The organism is Tumebacillus algifaecis, assembly GCF_002243515.1.
GTDB classification, from domain to species: Bacteria; Bacillota; Bacilli; order Tumebacillales; family Tumebacillaceae; genus Tumebacillus_A; species Tumebacillus_A algifaecis.
The window spans coordinates 4,264,765-4,285,310 of sequence record NZ_CP022657.1 but is presented as its reverse complement, the minus strand read 5'-3'; the positions used below and the strand labels follow the sequence as shown (position 1 = coordinate 4,285,310).

29 protein-coding genes and 1 tRNA gene are annotated in these 20,546 nt (G+C 51.5%); 29 read left to right on the top strand and 1 reads right to left on the bottom strand.

Going from position 1 to position 20,546, the window contains the following annotated elements:
* Positions 1-6: 6 nt before the first annotated feature.
* The 6 genes from CIG75_RS19085 (at position 7) to CIG75_RS19060 (ending at position 3,355) form a co-directional block, all read left to right on the top strand.
* Positions 7-390, top strand: coding sequence for a hypothetical protein (locus CIG75_RS19085; protein WP_094238065.1), 384 nt, complete (start codon positions 7-9; stop codon positions 388-390).
* 16 nt (positions 391-406) lie between these two features.
* Positions 407-670, top strand: a complete 264-nt coding sequence (locus CIG75_RS19080) for a hypothetical protein (protein WP_094238064.1) — start codon at positions 407-409, stop codon at positions 668-670.
* A 77-nt stretch (positions 671-747) separates the two neighbouring features.
* Positions 748-1,389: a hypothetical protein gene (locus tag CIG75_RS19075; protein ID WP_094238063.1), complete on the top strand. Its 642-nt coding sequence runs from the start codon at positions 748-750 to the stop codon at positions 1,387-1,389.
* Positions 1,390-1,644: 255 nt separating this feature from the next.
* Positions 1,645-1,719, top strand: a tRNA-Ile gene (locus CIG75_RS19070).
* A gap of 29 nt (positions 1,720-1,748) precedes the next feature.
* Positions 1,749-2,252 (top strand): DUF2829 domain-containing protein, encoded by a 504-nt coding sequence (locus CIG75_RS19065; RefSeq protein ID WP_157729655.1) that lies wholly within the window; start codon positions 1,749-1,751, stop codon positions 2,250-2,252.
* A gap of 593 nt (positions 2,253-2,845) precedes the next feature.
* Complete coding sequence (locus CIG75_RS19060) at positions 2,846-3,355, top strand: hypothetical protein (RefSeq protein WP_094238061.1); 510 nt, start codon at positions 2,846-2,848, stop codon at positions 3,353-3,355.
* Between the two features lie 58 nt (positions 3,356-3,413).
* Here CIG75_RS19060 and CIG75_RS19055 read toward each other — a convergent pair whose 3' ends face one another.
* On the bottom strand, positions 3,414-3,629 hold the full coding sequence (locus CIG75_RS19055; RefSeq protein WP_094238060.1) for a hypothetical protein: 216 nt from the start codon (positions 3,627-3,629) through the stop codon (positions 3,414-3,416).
* Between the two features lie 131 nt (positions 3,630-3,760).
* Between CIG75_RS19055 and CIG75_RS19050 the strand changes: the two genes are divergently transcribed.
* The 23 genes from CIG75_RS19050 (at position 3,761) to CIG75_RS18945 (ending at position 20,538) form a co-directional block, all read left to right on the top strand.
* Positions 3,761-4,159: a hypothetical protein gene (locus CIG75_RS19050; protein ID WP_094238059.1), complete on the top strand. Its 399-nt coding sequence runs from the start codon at positions 3,761-3,763 to the stop codon at positions 4,157-4,159.
* A gap of 620 nt (positions 4,160-4,779) precedes the next feature.
* Entirely contained in the window at positions 4,780-5,667 is an 888-nt protein-coding gene (gene terS, locus CIG75_RS19045; protein ID WP_094238058.1) for a phage terminase small subunit, read from the top strand.
* Entirely contained in the window at positions 5,664-6,905 is a 1,242-nt protein-coding gene (locus CIG75_RS19040; RefSeq protein ID WP_094238057.1) for a PBSX family phage terminase large subunit, read from the top strand. Before terS ends, CIG75_RS19040 begins: the two co-directional genes overlap by 4 nt.
* Before the next feature lie 20 nt (positions 6,906-6,925).
* Positions 6,926-8,374, top strand: coding sequence for a phage portal protein (locus tag CIG75_RS19035; RefSeq protein ID WP_094238056.1), 1,449 nt, complete (start codon positions 6,926-6,928; stop codon positions 8,372-8,374).
* Positions 8,371-9,993: a minor capsid protein gene (locus CIG75_RS19030; RefSeq protein WP_094238055.1), complete on the top strand. Its 1,623-nt coding sequence runs from the start codon at positions 8,371-8,373 to the stop codon at positions 9,991-9,993. Before CIG75_RS19035 ends, CIG75_RS19030 begins: the two co-directional genes overlap by 4 nt.
* Complete coding sequence (locus tag CIG75_RS19025; RefSeq protein WP_094238054.1) at positions 9,971-10,222, top strand: hypothetical protein; 252 nt, start codon at positions 9,971-9,973, stop codon at positions 10,220-10,222. The genes CIG75_RS19030 and CIG75_RS19025 overlap by 23 nt, the downstream gene beginning before the upstream one ends.
* Before the next feature lie 5 nt (positions 10,223-10,227).
* Positions 10,228-10,428 carry a hypothetical protein gene (locus CIG75_RS19020; RefSeq protein WP_094238053.1) on the top strand — a complete coding sequence of 67 codons (201 nt, stop codon included), beginning with the start codon at positions 10,228-10,230 and terminating at the stop codon, positions 10,426-10,428.
* Positions 10,428-11,051 carry a phage scaffolding protein gene (locus CIG75_RS19015; RefSeq protein ID WP_094238052.1) on the top strand — a complete coding sequence of 208 codons (624 nt, stop codon included), beginning with the start codon at positions 10,428-10,430 and terminating at the stop codon, positions 11,049-11,051. The genes CIG75_RS19020 and CIG75_RS19015 overlap by 1 nt, the downstream gene beginning before the upstream one ends.
* A 17-nt stretch (positions 11,052-11,068) precedes the next feature.
* Entirely contained in the window at positions 11,069-11,458 is a 390-nt protein-coding gene (locus CIG75_RS19010; RefSeq protein ID WP_094238051.1) for a hypothetical protein, read from the top strand.
* An 18-nt stretch (positions 11,459-11,476) separates the two neighbouring features.
* Positions 11,477-12,523, top strand: coding sequence for a major capsid protein (locus CIG75_RS19005; RefSeq protein WP_094238050.1), 1,047 nt, complete (start codon positions 11,477-11,479; stop codon positions 12,521-12,523).
* A gap of 2 nt (positions 12,524-12,525) precedes the next feature.
* Positions 12,526-12,897 carry a head-tail connector protein gene (locus tag CIG75_RS19000; RefSeq protein ID WP_094238049.1) on the top strand — a complete coding sequence of 124 codons (372 nt, stop codon included), beginning with the start codon at positions 12,526-12,528 and terminating at the stop codon, positions 12,895-12,897.
* Positions 12,898-12,899: 2 nt separating this feature from the next.
* Positions 12,900-13,262, top strand: a complete 363-nt coding sequence (locus CIG75_RS18995; protein ID WP_227874290.1) for an ABC transporter ATP-binding protein — start codon at positions 12,900-12,902, stop codon at positions 13,260-13,262.
* Entirely contained in the window at positions 13,262-13,501 is a 240-nt protein-coding gene (locus CIG75_RS18990) for a hypothetical protein (protein ID WP_094238048.1), read from the top strand. The genes CIG75_RS18995 and CIG75_RS18990 overlap by 1 nt, the downstream gene beginning before the upstream one ends.
* Positions 13,491-13,910 (top strand): phage tail terminator family protein, encoded by a 420-nt coding sequence (locus CIG75_RS18985; RefSeq protein ID WP_094238047.1) that lies wholly within the window; start codon positions 13,491-13,493, stop codon positions 13,908-13,910. Before CIG75_RS18990 ends, CIG75_RS18985 begins: the two co-directional genes overlap by 11 nt.
* Positions 13,903-14,304: an HK97 gp10 family phage protein gene (locus CIG75_RS18980; protein ID WP_094238046.1), complete on the top strand. Its 402-nt coding sequence runs from the start codon at positions 13,903-13,905 to the stop codon at positions 14,302-14,304. Before CIG75_RS18985 ends, CIG75_RS18980 begins: the two co-directional genes overlap by 8 nt.
* Before the next feature lie 14 nt (positions 14,305-14,318).
* Positions 14,319-14,516: a YqzN/YkzM domain-containing protein gene (locus tag CIG75_RS18975; protein WP_094238045.1), complete on the top strand. Its 198-nt coding sequence runs from the start codon at positions 14,319-14,321 to the stop codon at positions 14,514-14,516.
* Positions 14,517-15,833, top strand: coding sequence for a phage tail sheath family protein (locus CIG75_RS18970; protein WP_094238044.1), 1,317 nt, complete (start codon positions 14,517-14,519; stop codon positions 15,831-15,833). It begins immediately after the preceding gene.
* The gene (locus tag CIG75_RS18965) at positions 15,834-16,301 is read left to right on the top strand and encodes a phage tail tube protein (protein WP_094238043.1); all 468 of its coding nucleotides are present in this window, start codon (positions 15,834-15,836) and stop codon (positions 16,299-16,301) included.
* A gap of 26 nt (positions 16,302-16,327) precedes the next feature.
* A complete protein-coding gene (locus CIG75_RS18960) occupies positions 16,328-16,744 on the top strand; it encodes a phage tail assembly chaperone (RefSeq protein ID WP_094238042.1) in 417 nt (138 codons plus the stop codon).
* A 20-nt stretch (positions 16,745-16,764) separates the two neighbouring features.
* On the top strand, positions 16,765-16,905 hold the full coding sequence (locus CIG75_RS20965) for a hypothetical protein (RefSeq protein ID WP_172844487.1): 141 nt from the start codon (positions 16,765-16,767) through the stop codon (positions 16,903-16,905).
* Positions 16,906-17,009: 104 nt separating this feature from the next.
* Positions 17,010-17,327, top strand: coding sequence for a hypothetical protein (locus CIG75_RS18955; protein WP_094238041.1), 318 nt, complete (start codon positions 17,010-17,012; stop codon positions 17,325-17,327).
* Between the two features lie 24 nt (positions 17,328-17,351).
* Positions 17,352-19,868: a hypothetical protein gene (locus CIG75_RS18950; RefSeq protein WP_157729654.1), complete on the top strand. Its 2,517-nt coding sequence runs from the start codon at positions 17,352-17,354 to the stop codon at positions 19,866-19,868.
* Complete coding sequence (locus CIG75_RS18945) at positions 19,861-20,538, top strand: LysM peptidoglycan-binding domain-containing protein (protein WP_227874289.1); 678 nt, start codon at positions 19,861-19,863, stop codon at positions 20,536-20,538. Before CIG75_RS18950 ends, CIG75_RS18945 begins: the two co-directional genes overlap by 8 nt.
* Positions 20,539-20,546 lie beyond the last annotated feature (8 nt).

Below are 20,546 nucleotides of genomic sequence, written 5' to 3'. Positions count from 1 at the left end.
GATACCATGAGCGAGCAAAAGACCGCAGTAATGACCAAAGCGGAGATGAAAGAAATTCGAATCGTCGAGGTTGCAGTCCATAGCTTGAGCAGTTCGCAGGACGTTACAGGTGAGTACCAGACGAATTGCAATGTCGATTTCATCATGAGCAATAAAATCATGTTCGTCGTATTCGACCAGCAATACGAAATCGACCGGATCAAGATGACCACGGATTGGGAAGAAGTCGTTCTCTACTACGCCAACGCAGAAACCTACTTCGAATGCTTCAAGGTTTCGAAGCACCTGATCCACAAGGTTCACGACCAAATAGTGGAAGAACAGCGGAACGGAGTCTTGGATGGCTGGTCGTTTGACGACGATGTGATGGGGATGCTCCGCGGAGAGTAGAGGGGGGTAAAACGAAGTGAGCGAGAAAACAAACCAGTACAAAACGACATGGTACTTCGAAGTGGTTGCAGAAGCGGGTCTGGGGATCGACAACGACACAGGCGAACCAGCACCTGTCTACACGAAGTTCAGCATGGACCACAAAGTTCCGATCGAGCCGGAGCGGTACGAAGAGATGAATATCGACGTCGCGGCATACTTGGCAGAAACCCTGAATGTGCCTGTGGAGCATATCAAATCGATCACCGAAGCGGAGTACAACGAGAACGCAGATGAATAACCGCACCACCGCCATGAGAGCGCTATACGCGACTCTCTTTCGGCGTTTCAAAATACAAACATGGGGAGAGATGGAGAATGGCACAAGTAGCATTCATCGAGACGATCGGCAAAGAAGAGAACAAAGCGATCAAAATCAAAGTGATCGAGAAGCTGGAACGCTTCAAACGCCTGCCACATCTCATCGAGCAAGCGGAAGCGGTCGGCCGCGGGGAAGGTACTGAACGTGACTTCACGATGCACGTCACACGCCGAGAGCAAATGGAGCTGGCCGCAGTCGGACAAGCGTATGTGGAAAACCGCGCCGACCCGATCCACGTCACCACGGCTGAAAACCTCTTTGCAAGCATGGAAAGCGTAAACGAAGCGGATCAGGCCGCGCTCGATCGTATTGCCGAGATTATGTCCGGCACGCGGGCTTTCGGCACCGACGGCGTGGTCTGGAACGATCGTGTGATGACTTACTCAATGGCGAAAGAACAGGCACAAGAAGACTGGTACCGCCTGAAATCGGAACACGCATTCATCGAGCGAGCGCTGAATGCTCTGAAGTCCTACGCGCCACATCTGGAGAAGCTGATCCGCCTGCGCTACATGGACAAGAAGACCACTCAACAGGCCGCCGATGTGTTACACATCTCTCGGCGCGAGCAAGACAAGTGGCACAACCAAGCAATCGCAGAGCTGGCACTGCTCCTCCGTATCAGCCGGGGGTGCTAGTCGAAGTGGAACAAAATTTTGTGCGCAGTTTGTGCGCTAATCGTGCGCAGAGTGTGCGCCAATCTACGAGTCAACCGTTGTATTATGAGAGTATGGAAGTTTGGGCAGACGCCAGCGAACGAAGGCGCTGCAAAGCTTCAACTTATGGATAGACCGCTTGCAGATCATGACGATCAAGGCAGGCGGTCTTTCTATTTCTCAGTGACTCCTTATGCAACATAATTGCGGCACCCAACTGGCGGGTGCCTTTTTCACGGGCCTATAGCTCAGTGGTAGAGCGGGAGACTCATAATCTCAAGGTCGCAGGTTCGAATCCTGTTGGGCCCACCAGCAACAAACTAAACGAGAGGATGATTCAAATGATCAAGTATCGCAAGAAAACGCTGATCGAACTGGTCGAGCGTGCCGGATGCGGTGGCTACACCGTGCAAAACGAAGGGCAGCCGGGTGACCGCTGGACGATCCCTCAAGACGTGTTCGAAACTACGTATGAACAGGCCTACCCGACATCCGTCGAAGAGCTGGCCGCAAGCGGTCGATCCTTCGACTTCGGCTATGCACTGACGTTGCTCAAAAACGGCTTCCGTGTCGCTCGCGCAGGATGGAACGGCAAGGGCATGTTCGCGGTGTATCAGAAAGGCTATCCGGACGGCATTCCGTGCAACAAACAGACCGCCGATGCTTGGGGAATGCAGGAAGGTGAGTTGTTCAAGGTCGAGCCGTACTTGCAACTGAAGATGGCGAACGGCTCTCACGCGATGTGGAATCCGAACACGCTGGACATTCTTGCGGAAGACTGGATCGTGCTTGCAGAGGCGGAGGCACCGGAGCTGGCACACGCTGGTCATCACGTTGTGAAATAGCACGCGGCCGAAACGGTATGACGGAAAGGGGTGAGCTCTCATGTACGACGCCGATCTGCAGAACAAGATCGTAACGTTCAAAGGTTGCGATCTGCGTTAATCTGTGTTACCGAAGCTCATCAAGCGCCGATCACCCATTTCGGCGCCATTGGTGAGCTTCTTTGATTACAGAAACAAAAGCTTGTACAGCACTTCAACAACAAGTCGAATCACTTCGAAGTGCTTGGTCACGAAAGGAACTACTCGCGATAACAACCGCTTGAACATGGCTATCACCTCCTACATAACCCCTATCGTCATGAACTATGGGGTTGTTGCGATGGGAAGAAAAAATAGGGATTAGGACCTATGAGAGGGGGAGGGGCATGAGCAAGCCAATGAGACACACCCGCAAGCTCGCTCGCATTGAAGCAGAGGTGCGCAGGATCGCCTCTACGCCTCCGTGTCAGCGCGGGAAGCGGTGTGAGTGGCTTATACCTGCTGGCGGCGGGAAGGGGTTGTGCGGGCGTGTGGCGGGGTGTGTGAAGGTGTAGGAGGAATCGCAAGAGATTACGAGTATATTTCCCTTTAGCAATTGTGAGGGAGATGAATTTATGGGTATGGAGTTCAAGGATTGGGTTGCAAGCATTTTGTCGCTTGCCGGAATCATCGTTACAGGTTGGTTTAGCTTTTTGCTTTGGAGAGCGAATCAAAAAAGCGCGATAATTGCTGCGGCAAGTTTGGAATTAACAGAATCGATTACACAGTCGTCTCTCGCGGAAAGAGATGTTCTAAGGGAGGAGTATCGAAAAAAAGCGGTGGCGAAAGCGCAGAGTTTTCTAAAGGGACTGACACTGCTAAGAGATGAGAAGAATACTACTTTGTTGAATGAGATTCCTATTAATCATGGGTTCACTGCTGTAGAATTGTCACTCTATTTCGATCAATCCCAAAGAGATATGATAGAAAGAGCGTGGAATTCTTTCAGAGATTTTACCGAGAGGCATCGAATCACAGCAGATGGTAGAATAAAAACCACCTTTTACCATGGCGAACATGCAGCGATGATTAGTGGAACAAGTACGCCGATCAAGGAGTTCGAAGATTTCATTTCAAAATTCTAAGCACTCCATCCGGGGTGCTTTTTCTATTGCCAATAAGAAAACCACCCAGTGAGGGTGGTTAGGCATAGACGATCTCATCGTCCTCGTCATATTCTTCTGGCTGTGTTGGAGAATATTGCTCCTTAATCTCCACGATGTTTGTCAGCGCAAAGTAGGTCAAACCTGTGGTGGTCTGCACCACGACGAACGATCCATCAAAATTCTTGAATTCACCAAGGACGGTGGACGAAGTGGTCGTGACTTGGACTTGTTTGTTCTGAAGCTCATTGATCATAAGTAATTACCTCCTATGTTGCCTCGATCTCGTTTATCTGCATCGAGGACTGTTATGAATATAGCAATTAAGGGGTGTGAATACCAACTCCCGCGCACAAAACAATCCCAAAACACAGGGAGGGAACCCAAATGACCATGTTGGGCATCTTTGTAGCAGTGGTTGCCGGAGGGATGCTGTTCGGAATAGGGGTCGAGGTCGGTAATCGATCTGAGCGGAACCGTTTGCTGAACGCCACGAACTACAAGCCGGCAATCCGCATCACGCCGAACAGCACAATCAACCTGGACGACCTGCGCGGCTGGCTTGCGGAGCACGGCGTGGATCTGCAACAGCCGGAGCCGCCGACCATCGAAGTGGCTGACATGCTACCGTACCACCAACACATTGCACTCGCGCAATCTCACATCGACGACGCGCTCGATCACTACCCGGTTGACTCCATCGAGAACCGGATACTGAACGACTGCATCAAGACAATGCAGTGTGTGATCGAGATGGAGCCTGAAGAAAGCGAGGTGAGCGCATGAGTTTCATTCTGTATGCGGAGCATCCGCTTACCATTGCATATCGTCGTCCTGATATCTATAAGTTTGTAACTAGATCGGGTAAAATGGTCTTACAAGAGGAAGGGGTGTTCTGAGTGGGCATGAAATATCGGTGCGATGGATGCGGTAAAGAGCACAAAGAATCACAATGGGCGCAGAGTGGATCGGAGCGCACATTGACTTGTGATGAGTGTGGAACAAGTCATAGACGCTTCGAACTTCCATCCGGATCGCAAGCCTTCTATACAGATCAGAACAATGAGAAAGTGAAGTTGTTCGAGATCCCCTAAACCACTTCTCTATTGAAGTGGTTTTTGTGTATAACGAATTCAAAAACCTGCATTTGACATAATGTATGTTTTCGGACTCGAACAATAGTTGTAGTCGTCGCGGCCCGTGAAATCTAGGTTTCACGCGGGTTGAGCGGATCCGCTCGATGAGTCAACCGCAATAATCTTTATGCATCCGCTATGCGCGTACAAATCACAACTAAAGTGGTGATTCTGCTGTCAGAAACGGTCGGATCGCCTGAATAAAAGACTGCATAAACGCCACGCTGAGATGGCGTTTTTATTATGCCTTGGAGGTGGTGACTGGATGTAATGGCGAGAAAAGCATCGCCTGAGTACGAACAAGCAAAAAAGCTCTATCTTGATTCCGGTGGTTCAATGCCGCTTGTAGAGATCGCGACCATGGTTGGCAAAGCTGACAGTCAGATCCGCAAATGGAAGTCCACAAAGAAGTGGGACGAAGAACTGAAAGGTAACGTTACTAAATCGAATGGTAACGTTACTGAATTAGGCAAAGGTAACGTTACCGTATCCGACGCGCCGCTGACGCTATCCGGTCAGCCTGCTAAGCGGCCACACATGCTTGGCAATCAGCGGGCCCAAGGCGGGCGAGGCAATCCTTCGCCAAGGAAGAACTTCGGCAACAAAGGCGGGGGCGCGCCGATCGGCAACGAGAATGCTGTTGCCCACGGCTTTTTTCGCTCGCAACTTCCGGAGCGCCTACAGGGGCTGTTTGACCAAGTGCAAAACATGGATCTAGTAGACATGGCGTGGAACAACCTCTCGCTGACTATGACGGTCATGCTTGACAGCCTGCAGCAACTAGCCGCGATACAGAGCGAGCGTCGTATGGTGAAGAAGAAGAAGTTCGTTATACCTGCAGACGATGAGGGGGCGCCGATCGAAATCGAGGGGGAACTCCTCCAGGAAATCGAATGGGAGCACCACACTGCACTCGATCAGCAGGCAAAAGCGTTGGTCGCACTCGATCGGCAGCAGGCCCGGCTTGACAACCAGATCCGCAAGTTCTTGGAGTTGGCCGACAAGGATGACGAGCGCCGTTTGAAGTTGGAGCTGATGCAGTCTCAAATCGATAGAGCGAAACTGGATGTGGAGCGAATTAAGGCTGATGTCGGCAGGGACGACGATGAAGGTTTGCGCATCGTTGTCGATTATGGCGATGGTGATGACGAAGAATGAAGACTGTAAAAGTTGGATTCAACGCGCACTTTCGTGAAGTCAACCTAACCAAAAAGCGTTATCGAGTAATGAAAGGTTCCGCTGGATCGGGCAAGTCAGTGAACATCGCGCAGAACTTCATAATCAAACTTAGTGACCCGCGATATCGTGGTGCAAACCTGCTCGTTGTAAGGAAAGTCGATGCAACCAATAGACACTCCACTTATGCCGAGCTAACGGGTGCTGTGAAACGCATCTACGGTAGCCAATGGAAGAAATATTGGCGCATGCCACAGAGTCGGTTGGAAATGGAGTGCCGAGCAACAGGAAACAAAATCATTTTTCGCGGCATGAAGGACGCTGGGTCAGAGGAGAAAATCAAATCGATCAACTTCCCATCCGGCAAGCTTACGTGGATCTGGGTGGAAGAAGCTACCGAGTTACTTGAATCAGACATCGACATTCTCGACGACCGTTTGCGTGGTATCTTGTCGAATCCGAACCTCTATTACCAGATGACTTTCACATTCAACCCGGTCAGCTCGACGCACTGGATCAAAGCGAAGTATTTCGACGTTGAGCATCCAGACATTTTCACACATCACTCCACCTATTTGACCAATCGCTTCATCGACGATGCTTATCATCGCCGGATGATGATGCGAAAAGAGCGAGACCCGGACGGATATCGCGTTTACGGGCTGGGCGAATGGGGTGAACTGGGAGGTACTATTTTGAGCAATTACACGATCCACGAGTTTGACATCGGATTTGCTAACTTCGACAGCATGTCGCACGGGCAAGACTTCGGTTTCAATCACGCCAACGCCATTTTGACGCTAGGATTCAAAGATGATGAAGTGTACATCTGCTCGGAAATTTACGTTCACGAAAAGCACACTGGCGAGATTATCCAAATTGCCAACGAGAGAAGGTTGGATAAACGCATCCCGATGCATTGTGATTCGTCTGAGCCTGATCGTATCAAAGAATGGAAGCAAGCTGGGTACAAAGCTCGGGCTGTGAAAAAAGAGCCGGGCAGTGTCAAAGCGCAAATTGACTGGCTGAAAAAGCACAAAATCCACATCCATCCCAGTTGCGTCAACACTATCAAGGAGATGCAACAATGGAAATGGAAGCTCGATCACAGGTCAAACACCTACTTGGATGAGCCTGTGGAAGCATTTGACGACGCTATGGCAGCGTTGCGATATGGAATTGAAGACTTCCGCCGCGGCCCGTCGATGAGCTTTGACTAAATCGAAAAGGTGGTGATGGTGTGGCGACAGAGACTCAACGTTTGTCGGAGATCATCGCAGCGAACGCTCCTTTGTCGCTGGAACAAATCATCAAGTTAGAGATTGATGAGTGGAAGCGATCGGAGCATTTGAAGTGGATGCAAGAAGGCCGCCGTTACTACAGAGTTGATCACGAGATCCGAAGTAGAAAACGGATGATGATTGGTGAGGGCGGGATGTTGCAAGAGAACAAGAACCTGTCAAACCGCAAACTTATCCATTCCTTTGTAAGAAAGCTTGTAGACCAAAAAATTGGTTATTTGCTTTCTAAGCCGATATCCATCCAGACTGGGGAAAAAGTATACGCTGAATTACTCGCGGACATTTTTGATAAGCCTTTCCTTCGAACGATGAAAAATGTCGGTAAAGACTCGATCAGCGCTGGTATCGGTTGGTTGCAGGTCTACTATGATGAGAACGGCATCCTGTCGTTCAAGCGTCACCGCCCGGAAGAGATCATCCCGTTGTGGCGGGACGCTGAGCACACTGAACTGGATGCAGTCATCCGCGTATACGATGTTGAACAGTACGTCTCATCGAAAAAACAAACGGTCACCAAGGTCGAGTTTTGGGATTTGAGAGGTGTTCGACGATATACTCTGAACCCTCCAGGGCTTGTGTCAGGCGTATCAGGTCTGGTTCCGGATGAGGACATGCCGGAAAGCGGACATTTCATCGTTTCGCAAGGCGATGATGACGAGGTTCAAACGAATTGGGAGCGCATCCCATTCGTTCCGTTCAAGTACAACGACGATGAGTTGCCGCTGATCGCTGCACTGAAATCGCTAGTAGATGAATATGACCTTCAAACGTCCGACAACGCAAACAACATTGCTGATTCTCCGAATTCAATACTCGTCTTGAAGGACTACGATGGTCAAGATCTCGGAGAATTTCGTCGTAATCTATCGCAAGTGCGAGCGATTAAAGTGAGTGGCGAGCGCGGTGGAGTAGAGCCTTTGTCGATCGATTTGAACACTGATGCTCTTGAAAAACACCTCGACCGGATTCGCAAGGACATATACGAATTCGGGCGTGGCGTGGATACTCAAGCTGAAAGACTCGGAAACAGTCCAAGTGGCGAAGCGTTGAAGTTCTTATATCAAGATCTCGATCTGGATGCAAATGACATCGAAAACGAGTTTCAAGCATCACTTGAACAGCTACTCTGGTTTGTCGATCGACACATCTTCAACACCGCTGGTCGTGATTACTCGGATGAACAAGTGGATTTCATTTTCAATCGAGACATCATGATCAACGAGACAGAAGCAGTAAACAATGTGCGCAACTCCGCCGGCACAGTGTCAGAAGAGACACTGGTTGCAAATCATCCGTTCGTGACAGATGTGAGTTTAGAGCTCGAGCGATTGCGAAAGCAAAGACAGAGTGAGTTGGACGACCCCTACGCGGGCGGTGACGAAGCGTGAAGTCGGATGCTTACTGGTCTGAGCGACTTGAAGCGTTGAATGAATCGCAGTTGCAGAAAGGCGAGAAGTACATCCGCACGATGCAGCGCGAGTACGACAAAGCGATGGCATCCATACAGCGCGACATCGACGTGTTCTATCAGCGCTTTGCCGAGAACAACCGCATCGACCTTGCTACCGCGCGCCAAGTGCTCACGGCAGGCCAACTGAAAGAGTTCCACTGGACGGTTGAAGAGTACATTCAGCGCGGCCGCGAGAATGCGGTGGATCAACGATGGATGCGGCAGTTGGAGAACGCCAGTATCAAAGTCCGTGTGAGCCGCTTGGAGGCATTGCAAACGCAGATGCGGCAACATGTCGAAGTCTTGTCTGCAAAGCAACAGGCAGGCGCACAGAGGCTTTTGGGGGGTATCTATGCAGACAACTACCATCGCTCATTGTTTGAAGTCCAGCGCGGGACAGGGGTCGGCTCTTCGTTTGCCAAGTTGGATACCGCGCAGCTCGAAAAGATCCTCAGCAAGCCCTGGGCACCTGATGGTTCGAACTTCAGCTCCCGAATCTGGAAGGATAAAGAGAAGTTGGTGGCGGAGCTGCAAACGGCATTGACGCAAAGCCTGGTCCGTGGCGATCCATCTGACCGCGTGATACGCGAATTCGCAAAGCGCATGGATGTTTCGCAGTCGGTAGCGCGGCGGTTGATCTTGACCGAGTCGGCGTACTTCGCTGGACAGTCACGTCTCGATGCCTACGGCGAAATGAACGTCGAACAGTACAAGTACACTGCTACTCTGGACGGCAGGACATCGCAGACCTGCCGACACATGGACGGTGAAATTTTTCCCGTCTCGGAAGCTCAGGCAGGCGTCAACTATCCACCGCTCCACGCACATTGCCGATCGACCACGATTCCGCATTTCCATGACAACGTAAAAGAGCGCGCGGCACGGAATGCCAACGGCGAGACTTACGATGTGCCGGGCGACATGACATATGAAGAGTGGCGAAAGGAGCGCGTTGAAAAAGCGGCCAAAGTGCCGGGCACTTCGCCCGACCCGTTACCTTCAGCGCAGCAAGAGCCGATCAAGGTCGTGGAGACGTTGCCACCGACGAGTAGCCGCGAGAAAACGCTGAACCAGATCAAGCGGTATGAAGACTCGATCCGATCCGAAACCACGCGCCACGTCTACATTGCGACCGCAAAAGGCGAGGTGATGCACACATCCAATGCATCTGGCGGACTGAGTATCGCAGAGTTCGGTGAGCGCCTCAAAGACAGCATTCTCACGCACAATCACCCGCCCGTTGGCGGACTGCATGGCGGTTCGTTCAGCCGCTCTGACGTGGTGGCCTTTGTCGGATACGGAATGCGAGAAATGCGCGCCGTGGATGCCGAGCACACGTACTCGCTCCGCCGATCGGCCGCGTTAGACATCAAACTCGACGAGCTCGACAGGATGATGCAGATTGCAGAGATGGCGTACAAAGCCAAACTCACGACCAAATCAGCACTGGCAGGTTTTGATGCGGCTCACCTGTTTATGCTCGCGCTGACGGCTCTGGTGGCTGGCTTGAGCTACGAGCGGGAGGAGGTCAACGATGAACAGAGAGGAGCGCTGTAAGATTATCGACGATCTGATGGACGAGCATCGAGGCAACATGGAGCCTGAGCAGTATGGGCGACTGATCGACGAGCTGACCGAAGTGAGCGACACGGCGGCGGCTCGGAAGCAAGCCCTGCGCGGTGATGGCGCGACGCTCGATGTAAACACTATCGAGTTACGTGGAATTGAGCGGGAGGAATCACTCATGTGGTGCGCAATCAAGGAGAAGTACGGCGAAGGGCGGTGAGGCACATGGAGGAAGACGTGATTGTCAAAATCAACGATAGCGATGCGCACTCGTGTCAGATCGACATCTCTATCGGCGCGGTGAGATTTGAAACAAGAAGCGATCTGGTCGATGTGAGCTATGATGTAGCGAATCAAAAAGTCACACTGAGTTACGACGTGCGAAATAGTTCGGTAAAACAAAATGACGGGATGGGTGATGAATAATGGATTGGCTGAAAAAACTGCTTGAGGCCGCAAACCTTAGCGCCGAGCAAGTCTCGGCGATCGAGAAGGGGGTGGCGGAGAACTACAAGTTGCACATCTCACCGGAGAAAGCCAAGGAGCTGACCGAGTTGAAAGCACAACTCGAAAAGGACATCAAGGACCGCGACAAACAGCTTACCGATCTTAAAGCGGCCGCTGGCAACAACGACGAGCTCAAAAAGCAGATCGAAACCTTGCAGACTGAAAACAAGACCAAGGAAACAGAGTATCAAGCCAAACTGAGCGACATGTCGGTGAACTCGGCAATCAAATTGGCGCTCGCAGGCAAGGCGCACGACCCTGATCTCATCGCCAACTTGCTCGACAAATCAAAAATCGAGGTCAACGAGGATGGGTCGATTAAGGCAGGCCTCGAAGACCAACTGAAAGGCCTGCGTGAAAGCAAGGCTTTTTTGTTTGTCAATGAAACCAAGCAACCGAAGGGCTGGAAGCCGGCTGATGGCAACGGCGGAAACAACGGCGGCGGGAAGGAAGATGATGGCGCCGCATTCGGCAAAAGACTGGCGGAGTTAAACAAGGCCAACGAAGGGCTTGATAAAGCCCGAGAATCCTACTTCGGGTAGAGAGGAATGGTGACGAAATGAGCAAGTTCACAGAGGCTGCGTATACCAACAAAAAAGAAATCCTCAAGTTCCCCGACCACTATGTTGCGGTCGCGGTGACGATCGACGACGCGGGTGTTACAGCCGACGCATCCGGAAAGAAAATTGTACCAGCTGGCACGATCTTGGGAGGCGGCGTTCTGGCCGATCCGTCCAAGCTCGCTAAAAAAGCAACAACTACCACTGGTGTCGATCCCGCACCAGACACGACGAATGCGGAAGGTGTGCTCCTGAACGATGTGGATGTAACTTACGGCCCAGCTTCAGGCGCTATGCTCATCCATGGCTTCGTTGATCTGAACAAAATCCCGACCGCTCCGACTGCTTTGGAGAAGGACGCACTGAAACAAATCACATTCATTGCCTAAGAGAGGACTGGTGACAACATGCCGGACATTTTTGATCTGATCAACCCGAAAAGCATCGCAACGTACTACGAAACTCAAACTTCGAACAACATCCCGTACCTCGGCGCTACGCTGTTCCCGGCTAAAAAGAAGCTTGGTCTTGACCTCAAGTGGATCAAGGGCTCGAAAGGATTGCCGGTTGCACTGATGCCGTCCGAGTTCGACGCGAAAGCAACTTTGCGTGACCGTATCGGTTTTAAAATGAACGAGACTGAGATGCCGTTTTTCCGCGAAGCCATGCGGCTCGGTGAGAAAGATCGGCAAGAGCTCATGCGGCTGGCGGATTCGGCAAACGAAAGTTACGTCATGCCGCTTGTGAACGCGATCTACGACGATGTGACCAATTTGGTCAACGGCGCACTGGTCAATCCGGAGCGGATGATCATGCAACTATTGTCCTCTGGCAAAATCAAGATCACAGCGAACCGACTCAGCTACGATTACGATTATCGGATGCCTGCCGCGCAGAAAACCACGCTCACTTCTGATGCGAAGTGGAGCAATCCGGAAGCGAACATCATTGGAGACATCCAAGAATGGATGGAGAAGGTGGAAGAAGGTCCTAGCGGTGTTCGGCCGACCAAAGCTATCTGCACGCGGAAAACGTGGTCTTACATCATGAAAAATATTCCGATCCGACGCGACATGAACCCGCTTGGTGGCGAGAACATCATCATGACCGATTCTATGATGAAGCAGTATCTGCTGACAAAGCTCGGTCTGAGCATCGCGGTGTACAACAAGAAATTCTCGCTCCAAGACGGCAGCATGCACCAGTTCTATCCGGACGACTACTTCACGCTCATCCCTGATGGAACGCTCGGCAACACTTGGTTCGGCACGACGCCGGAAGAAGCAGACTTGATGACTGGTAATACCGACGCCCAAGTCTCCGTCGTGAACACAGGTGTTGCGATCACCACTATCAAAGAGCCGCACCCCGTCAACATCCAGACGATCGTTTCGGCGATCGTGCTGCCGAGTTTCGAATCCATCGACACGATTTTCATCGCGAAAGTGGCGTAGGTATGTCGGTTCAAAAGTCTGATGTGCGTGATCTTGCAAAATTGCGCCTCGGCCTGACGGATAATACGTTCGATAACCTCATTGACATGTACATCGACGAGGTTGAGCAACGCATTTTGAACTACATCAATGCCCGCGCAGTCCCTGACGGACTGAAATTCACTTGGGCAGCGATGGTTGCAGGGGCGCTATCCAAAGAGCAGTCGAACGTCATGTACCCGGCAGGAGAAGAAGAATTTGAGATCAAGATCGGTGACACATCTGTCAAACCGATCAAGCCCGCAGGAAGCGCGCCGACTGCAAAAGTGGTGATCGACTCGATTCTCTTCGACCACACCTCCGAGTTGAACGCCTATCGAAAGCTGAGGTGGTAGCGGTGGCCTTGAACTACGATCGGCACCGAGCGGCCATTGAGCGTCTCTATGATGATCGCGCCACTATCAAGCGTCACGGCGAGATTGAGAAGCCGTCTGGCGAGACGGTATTGGGGCTGGCGGTCATCTGCGAAGACCAACCCTGTCGCTTGTCTCAAAAATCCCTCGCGGTAAACGGACAGACGGAGGCGCAGAACGACGTTTCGTATGAGACGAAGTTGTTTGTGTCTCCTGATCTGGAGCTGAGACAAGGCGACGTGGTCGAGGTGACGCGGCACGGTCGCGCGCTGACGTATGTGGCTGGCGAGCCGTTCATCTACGCCACACACCAGGAAGTCAACCTCCAAAGAAAGGAGTATGCGTGATGGCGAAGGTAGTCCGATTGAAGACTCCGCAAAACGATGTCATCGCAGGTCTGGAATACATCCTAGACCTGGCAAGAAAAGGTGAGATCACAAGTTTCATTTTCGCCGGGAAGTCGAAAGATGGATCGGTAGTGACTGCTCACCAAAACGCAGATGCATATGATCGACAGGAGCTTGTTGCTCATCTGCAGGTCGAGGTGAATTTGGCGGCAGTGGAGATGTGCCTCCATGACCAGTAACGATGTGAGAAATGGTGTGTTCGGCGCGCTGAAAGAGCGATTTCCCGAAGTGAAGAGGTATGGCGAAGCGATCAAGCAGGGACTTAACGGTCCGTGCTTTTTTGTTCGCCTATTGAGCGCCCAGCACGACCGAGAGCTCGACCGCCGCTACAAGCGTGCACACTCGTTTGACATCCACTATTTCGCGTCGAGCAACGAAGACGCACATGCGGTGGCCGAGCAGCTCTATGACTGCTTGGAGTACATCATCGTAGCGGATGGCAAATGCCGCGGAACACGAATGCGACATGAGGTCGTGGACGGTGTGCTCCACTTCTTCGTTGACTACGATTTCCACGTGATGCGTCCAACCGCTCCGCAACCGCAGATGAATCACTTGCATCAGAAAGCGGCGCTCGTAGATGGCTAAGCTCGGCAACTTCGAATTCGGCGAGCTAATTGAACTCCAACGGAAGTTGAGGCGCATGCAGCAGGACTATCCGGCTTTCGTGGAAGAGTGCATCCGAGAGATTGCGCTGCGCCTGCTCGCGAAGACGGTCGCGCGTACGCCAGTTGATACCGGGCTTCTGCGGCGTAGCTGGCAGATCACAGCGGTCAGAAGAGTGCCGGGTGGCTATCAAGTAGACGTGTTCAACCCGGTTGAGTACGCGAAGTTCGTGGAGTTTGGCCACCGCACCGCTTCTGGAACTGGGTGGGTTGAGGGACGTTTCATGCTAACGATCTCCGAACGCGAGTTGCAGCGCGAGATGCCTGGTTTACTCGACCGGAAGATCAAGACGTTCATGGATCAACATTTATCGTAAGGAGGACGGAGCATATGGTTGACATCGAAAAAGAAGACAAGCCTAAAGTGGCAGAGAAGCCGCGCTACACAAAAGAGCAGTTCTTGTCGTCCAAGCAGTTCACAGCGGCACAGAAAGACGTGCTGGTGGCTGTTTTGCGAGACGGAGAGACATACACCACAGAGCAAGCAAAAAGGATGGTTGAGGTCTTTTTGCGAACGGAGGTGCGTTAGATGGCTGGTGGAACATTTACGACTCAGGACAAAACGCGGCCTGGCGTTTACATCAACTTTGAAAGCGTGCCCAAAGCTAGTGGCACACTCGGGGATCGCGGGGTCGTGACGATGGCTCTGCCGCTGTCGTGGGGGGCTGACCACGCGGTGATCGCAGTCAACGCTGGTGACGACACGTCGAAGTTGCTTGGCTATGACATCGCCACCCCGCAACTCCTGCTTGTCCGCGAGGCGCTGAAGCGGGCAAAGACAATCCTGCTTTACCGACTGAACGCTGGCACCAAGGCAAAGGTAACGGTCGGCGGTCTGACAGCCACGGCGAAGTATGGCGGCGTGCGCGGTAACGACCTGACGGTCACGATTCAGCAGGACATCGATGACGAATTGGTATACATCGTCCGCACGATGCTCCAAGGCGTGGTGCTGGACGAGCAGACCGCAGCTGCAATCGATGGCTTGCAGGCTAACGACTGGCTGACGTTTAGCGGCACAGGCGCACTCACTGCCACAGCATCCGCTCCACTCACAGGCGGCGCAGACGGCACGGCAACAAATCAGGATCACAGCGACTACTTGGAAGCGATCGAGCTGACAGACTTCCAGACGATCGCTCTCGTCTCGACAGACAACACGCTCAAGACGCTGTACACAGCGTTTGTGAAGCGTCTTCGCGACAGTGAGGGGGTCAAGGTGCAGGCGGTGCTGGAAAACTATGCAACGGCCGACTATGAAGGTGTCATCTCTGTCAAAAACGGCGTGGTGCTGTCGGACGGCACGTCGCTCACCGCGGCGCAGGCAACAGCATGGATGGCGGCTGCAACGGCGGGTGCGGCTGTGAACCAGTCGCTGACCTACTCGCCGTATGAGGATGCTGTCGATGCGAATCCTCGCTATACCAACTCACAAATCGAAGCGGCCTTGCGCGCTGGCGAGATCGTATTTACGCGGAATAACGGCCGCATCGTCGTGGAGCAGGACATCAACACGTTGTCCAGCTACACGCCGACCAAACAACGGCACTTCTCGAAAAACCGCGTCTTGCGAGTTCTGGACGGTATCAACAACGACATGAAAAGAACGTTCGAAAGCACGTTCGTCGGCAAAGTGGCGAACACGGATGACGGGCGCAATCTCATTCGTAACGAGTACAATAAATACTTTGATCTGTTGCAGAACCTGAGCGCGATTCAAAACTTCGATGCGCAGACGGACGTTCTCGTGAAAGTCGGCGATGACTCCGAAAGCGTGTATGCGGAGGTCAACGTGCAGCCGGTTGATGCCGTGGAGAAAATATACATGAAAGTGCAGGTGAGATAATTGCCGGACTTCTTCCATGCACAAGATGCAATCTCAGGCAAAGAAGGTCGTTCTTACACGATCATTGACGGACAAGTCGAAGAGATGTTTTACTGCAAGAACATTCAAATCGACGCAGAATTTGACGAAGCTGAGTTCAAATCATTCGGTCATCGTGGAACTCAAACTAAGATCACCGGATGGAAAGGAACGGGTAGTTTGGATATCTACTATGCGACGTCGATCTTTCGCAAGATTGCTTTGCGATATATCAAGACAGGCATAGTAACCTACTTTGATATTCAAGTTGTCAATGACGATCCTTCCAGCAGCATCGGCAAGCAAACAGTAATCATCCGGAATGTCACTTTGAGCAAAGTGACCATGGCGAAGCTTGATTTAGATAGCGAATTCCTCGACGAGTCGATGGACTTCAAGTACAGCGACATCGACATTTTGGACGAATTCGGTAAACCTGTTCTCGGTTAATAACACACACATTGGAGGAATTGCAAATGAGCTTGAGTGCATTTTTCGCACAGAACGCGGTAACAGAAACCACCGAGGAGATCGTAGTGTCCGATCGCTTTAAAGGAGAAGATGGCAAACCAGCGAAATGGGTAATCCGAGCTATGACTGAAGAGGAGAGCGAAGTATTGCGCAAAGCCTCGACCAAACGCGCCAAAGTGAAAGGTCAATTCATCACCGAGACCGATCAATACGAGTATTTGGCTAAGCTGGTAGTAGCGAGCGTTGTGTTCCCCGATCTCAAGAACGCAGAGTTGCAAAACTCCTACGGCGTTCGCGGCGCAGAAAACCTGCTCCGCAAGATGTTGAAGCCGGGCGAGTTTGTTGATCTTGTCACAGCTGTGCAGGAGATCAACGGGTACGAAAAAGAAACGTCAGAGTTGATGGATGATGTAAAAAACTGATCAAGGAGGGTGACGGTGAGATGACATACGCTTACTACGCTCTCCATGAACTGAAAATTCTCCCGCATGAACTGGCGAACATGTCGCGGCCTGAAAGGGCCGCGATTTTCGCTATGATCGATGTGCGTGTGGCTGAAGAGAAGAAGCGGCAAAAAAAATAACGCCAAAAAATGTGTCGAAAAAGTTCACAATTGTCATAGCTAATCTCAATCCAATGCTCTATACTAAATCTTGACATGATTTATATAAAGTAGGAGGAGTTGGCATGACTGCTTCAAGGATTATGAGATGGCTTACTGGATCGCTAGAAATTTTTTTGGCGATCCCGGCACTAGGCGCACTGATCGTCGTTAGTCTCGCCTATGTACCACTCGGAATAATGTTCATTCTGCATGTAGTGGCCTTGATTCTCTCTGCACGAAACAAGGAGCCGATTTACGGATCAGTGCTGGGGATTGTGACATCATTAGTGGCTTGGATACCGTTTGTCGGCTGGGTAATGCACCTTTTGTCCGGCATTCTGATCATGGTTAGCGCGGCGCAAAAGTCGAAAACTACAATGCGAAGAGAATACGATCTGTAATTACGAAGGCACCCGCGAAATCGGGTGCTTTTATTTTTGAGGAAAGGAGACAAGGTGATGGCTACCGTTAGTACAAGTTTGCAACTTCTCGATCGCTTCTCTAATAACGCTAACCGAGCAGAGCAGTCGCTAAATCGCATGACAGGTTCTGCTCATCGCTTGCAGAATGCACTGAACACCAACCTGCAACTTAGAATCGACACTTCTTCAGTTCAGACTCAGATACAGCGTGCGAAGACAATGATCACATCTACCATCGGCGTCATCCAAGTCGATATTCAGTTGCGATCTTCATCCTTCACTTCGTCACAAGTCGAAAGGATTCGAAGGATGATCTCGACGCAGGTCGGCACCGTTCAGACCGATATTCAATTGCGTTTATCTAACAACTCAACGAGCCATATTCAGCGGTTCCGAGACCGGCTAAGCGCGCAAATCAGTACGCTTCATGCCGACATTGATCTGCGCATTTCACGGGCATCACTGAATGGGCTCCGAACGAGAATACAAACTGAAATCGGATCGATCCGAGCGGAAATACAAGTTCAATTCTCATCGACAGTGACGACTGCGGTAGAAAATTTACGCAGGCTCGTTCTACTGCTCCTGCGATCTGTGCGGCAACTCAACTCGAACTTTCCGATCTCTGGCGCGAGACAACTTCAGGATGCGCTACAACGTATCGCTCAACTTGAAGCGCGGATAAACCAACTGCAACGGCAATTGAACGAACGAATCCGCGAAGGTGGACGTGATGCGAACGGGATGCTATCGACCCTAAAAGGAATCGCAGCGGCATACTTGAGCATCGCAGCGGCACAGAAATTGGTTTCCTCAACACTTGGGGCAGCTATGGAGCAGCAACAGTACCTGGACACATTTGTCGCTCGTGCTGGCAACGAGGCGCTCGGAAATGCAATTTACGATCAAGTGTCCAAACAAGCGTTACAATTCGGACAAAAAGTAGATCAGGCGATGCGTGCATCAAATTCGTTCATGTCGCTGTCGATGGACCCGAAGCAATTGACCGATTTGAATAAGCTGGCGATGCGGCTCTCTAAGCTTAACCCGTTAGAGGGGCTCGAGGGTGCCGCATTTTCGATGAAAGAACTTATGGCCGGAGACTACGTTTCGATTGTTGAACGCTTCAACATCGGACGATCGGTCATCAAGGATAGCGACGCTCTGAAAGCTGCTAAAGCCGGGGACGTGTCCGGATTCATCGCGGGCATGGATAAACTGCTCAACCAGCAGAACATGACCGAAAAAGCGTTTGAAAAGATGCTGGACAGCCCCGCTGCAAAGTGGGAAAAGCTGATCGGAAACACACGGTGGAGACTTGCCGAGGCGGGCAAAGGGGCGCTCGCTGCGTTTGCACCGCTGATTGACCGTGTGAATGCATTTTTTGATAGCGATGGATCCGCAACATTCTTTTCAAAACTGCAAACCGGACTGTATGCCACGACGCAAGCTGTCGGTTTACTGTTTGACGGCGTCAGGTTTCTGTATAATTTCATTCTTTCTAGTTGGTCAACCATTCAGCCGATTCTGATTGCGATTGCCTCGGTCTATCTGGTGCAAATCATCTCGATGCTTAGCGTCATGACCGCCCAACTGGTTCGCTCAGCTATCGCGTGGATGGCATTGAACTGGCCGATCGTTGTAATTATCCTAGCGGTGTGGGCGCTGATCGAAGTTTTGAATTACTTCGGTGTATCGACAGAACAGGCACTAGGAATGGTAGCTGGTACGTTTATGGCGTTGTTTGCTACGATCTGGAACAACGTAGCGTTGTTCTACAATGTTTTTGCAGCTGTAGCTGAGTTCTTGATCAACATCTTCATTGATCCGGTGTACGCAATTAAGAAGCTGTTTTACGACTTGATGATGACCTTCTTGCAGTACACGTATGACATGCTCCGTGGTGCTGAAGGTTTCGCGGGCGGATTTATGACTACGGTACTGGAGGCAGTAAACAAGGTGCTTGGCGGCATCAATCGGCTTGTCGATGCAATGAACAACATTCCAGGCTTCAACATCCCGAAAGTAGAGCTATACGACGTAAACAACGTCAACGCGGTGAGTGATCGAGTTAAATCGATGATGAACATGCTCGAAAAGCCGACAAGCACGAAGGGTGTTGTCTCAACACCACGTATGCAGTCCAAGGACATCAAGCAGTCGTTTGATGTCGGATACAGCGCTGGTGCGGGACTGCTCAGCAAGTTCAAAATGCCCGAGTTACCGGGAATCGATCCAAACGCTTCGTATAACGTCCCGAAGATCGACAAAATCGGGTCAGTGGATGAGGTCGGCAAGATCAAGGACTCTGTGGACGTTTCAAGTGAGGACCTGAAGGTCATGCGCGAGTTGGCGGAGATGCAAAGCATTCAGAATTTCGTCACCTTGACGCCAACCGTGAATGTGCAAACGGGCGACATCCGAAACGGTTACGACATCGACACGATCATTCGACGGATCGAGCAGTCACTAGAAGAGCAGATCGCAACCAGTGCAGCGGGGGTGTATAACGGTGCGTGATTATGGAATCTGGTTGAGTTTCAACAACCAGGAAGAAGGCTTTCAGTTGCCCGTCAATCCCGCATCTATCGAGATGCGGGAAAAGAGCAACGGGAAGACATATGACATTACGACACTTGGTGAGATCAACGTCATCAAGAGCCCGAGCCTGACCGAGTACAAGTTCGAAGGCATCTTTCCGGCGCAGCAATACCCGTTCGTCATCTCAAATGCGTCTGGCGGTCTTCTGGAGCCTGTGCTTTTCTACGTCGAACTCATTAAGAAGTGGATGGAGTCCAAGCGGCCCATCCGCTTTGTTTTCGTCGGAAGCAATTTCGACATCAACACTCCTGCCAGCATCGAATCGTTCGAATGGCGCGAGGTTGCGGGATCGCCCGGTGACATTGAATACTCGCTTACTTTGAAAAAATATGTTTTCTACGCGGCGAAAAAAGTTGTGCCGATCGCACAAGCCGCATCGAAGACATCGCTCGTCAAGCAGACCGCAACGCGGCCGGATGATCGTCAGCAGCCGAAGACGCACACCTTGAAGGCGGGTGATTCGCTCTGGTCTGTGGCTCAGAAGCACCTTGGAAATGGTGCCAGGTACCCCGAGATTCAGAAGCTGAACAACCTGTCCGACGCAGATCTCAAGCGGCTGCAGATCGGAAAAGTGTTGAAACTGCCGTAGGAGGTGGC

Excerpts from the sequence above, each read along its gene's own strand:
- CIG75_RS19085 (WP_094238065.1), top strand. The coding sequence starts at position 7 with ATGAGCGAGCAAAAGACCGCAGTAATGACCAAAGCGGAGATGAAAGAA.
- CIG75_RS19075 (WP_094238063.1), top strand. The coding sequence starts at position 748 with ATGGCACAAGTAGCATTCATCGAGACGATCGGCAAAGAAGAGAACAAA.
- CIG75_RS19065 (WP_157729655.1), top strand. The coding sequence starts at position 1,749 with ATGATCAAGTATCGCAAGAAAACGCTGATCGAACTGGTCGAGCGTGCC.
- CIG75_RS19060 (WP_094238061.1), top strand. The coding sequence starts at position 2,846 with ATGGGTATGGAGTTCAAGGATTGGGTTGCAAGCATTTTGTCGCTTGCC.
- CIG75_RS19055 (WP_094238060.1), bottom strand. The coding sequence starts at position 3,629 with ATGATCAATGAGCTTCAGAACAAACAAGTCCAAGTCACGACCACTTCG.
- CIG75_RS19050 (WP_094238059.1), top strand. The coding sequence starts at position 3,761 with ATGACCATGTTGGGCATCTTTGTAGCAGTGGTTGCCGGAGGGATGCTG.
- terS (WP_094238058.1), top strand. The coding sequence starts at position 4,780 with ATGGCGAGAAAAGCATCGCCTGAGTACGAACAAGCAAAAAAGCTCTAT.
- CIG75_RS19040 (WP_094238057.1), top strand. The coding sequence starts at position 5,664 with ATGAAGACTGTAAAAGTTGGATTCAACGCGCACTTTCGTGAAGTCAAC.
- CIG75_RS19025 (WP_094238054.1), top strand. The coding sequence starts at position 9,971 with ATGAACAGAGAGGAGCGCTGTAAGATTATCGACGATCTGATGGACGAG.
- CIG75_RS19020 (WP_094238053.1), top strand. The coding sequence starts at position 10,228 with ATGGAGGAAGACGTGATTGTCAAAATCAACGATAGCGATGCGCACTCG.
- CIG75_RS19015 (WP_094238052.1), top strand. The coding sequence starts at position 10,428 with ATGGATTGGCTGAAAAAACTGCTTGAGGCCGCAAACCTTAGCGCCGAG.
- CIG75_RS19010 (WP_094238051.1), top strand. The coding sequence starts at position 11,069 with ATGAGCAAGTTCACAGAGGCTGCGTATACCAACAAAAAAGAAATCCTC.
- CIG75_RS19005 (WP_094238050.1), top strand. The coding sequence starts at position 11,477 with ATGCCGGACATTTTTGATCTGATCAACCCGAAAAGCATCGCAACGTAC.
- CIG75_RS19000 (WP_094238049.1), top strand. The coding sequence starts at position 12,526 with ATGTCGGTTCAAAAGTCTGATGTGCGTGATCTTGCAAAATTGCGCCTC.
- CIG75_RS18990 (WP_094238048.1), top strand. The coding sequence starts at position 13,262 with ATGGCGAAGGTAGTCCGATTGAAGACTCCGCAAAACGATGTCATCGCA.
- CIG75_RS18985 (WP_094238047.1), top strand. The coding sequence starts at position 13,491 with ATGACCAGTAACGATGTGAGAAATGGTGTGTTCGGCGCGCTGAAAGAG.
- CIG75_RS18980 (WP_094238046.1), top strand. The coding sequence starts at position 13,903 with ATGGCTAAGCTCGGCAACTTCGAATTCGGCGAGCTAATTGAACTCCAA.
- CIG75_RS18975 (WP_094238045.1), top strand. The coding sequence starts at position 14,319 with ATGGTTGACATCGAAAAAGAAGACAAGCCTAAAGTGGCAGAGAAGCCG.
- CIG75_RS18970 (WP_094238044.1), top strand. The coding sequence starts at position 14,517 with ATGGCTGGTGGAACATTTACGACTCAGGACAAAACGCGGCCTGGCGTT.
- CIG75_RS18960 (WP_094238042.1), top strand. The coding sequence starts at position 16,328 with ATGAGCTTGAGTGCATTTTTCGCACAGAACGCGGTAACAGAAACCACC.
- CIG75_RS20965 (WP_172844487.1), top strand. The coding sequence starts at position 16,765 with ATGACATACGCTTACTACGCTCTCCATGAACTGAAAATTCTCCCGCAT.
- CIG75_RS18955 (WP_094238041.1), top strand. The coding sequence starts at position 17,010 with ATGACTGCTTCAAGGATTATGAGATGGCTTACTGGATCGCTAGAAATT.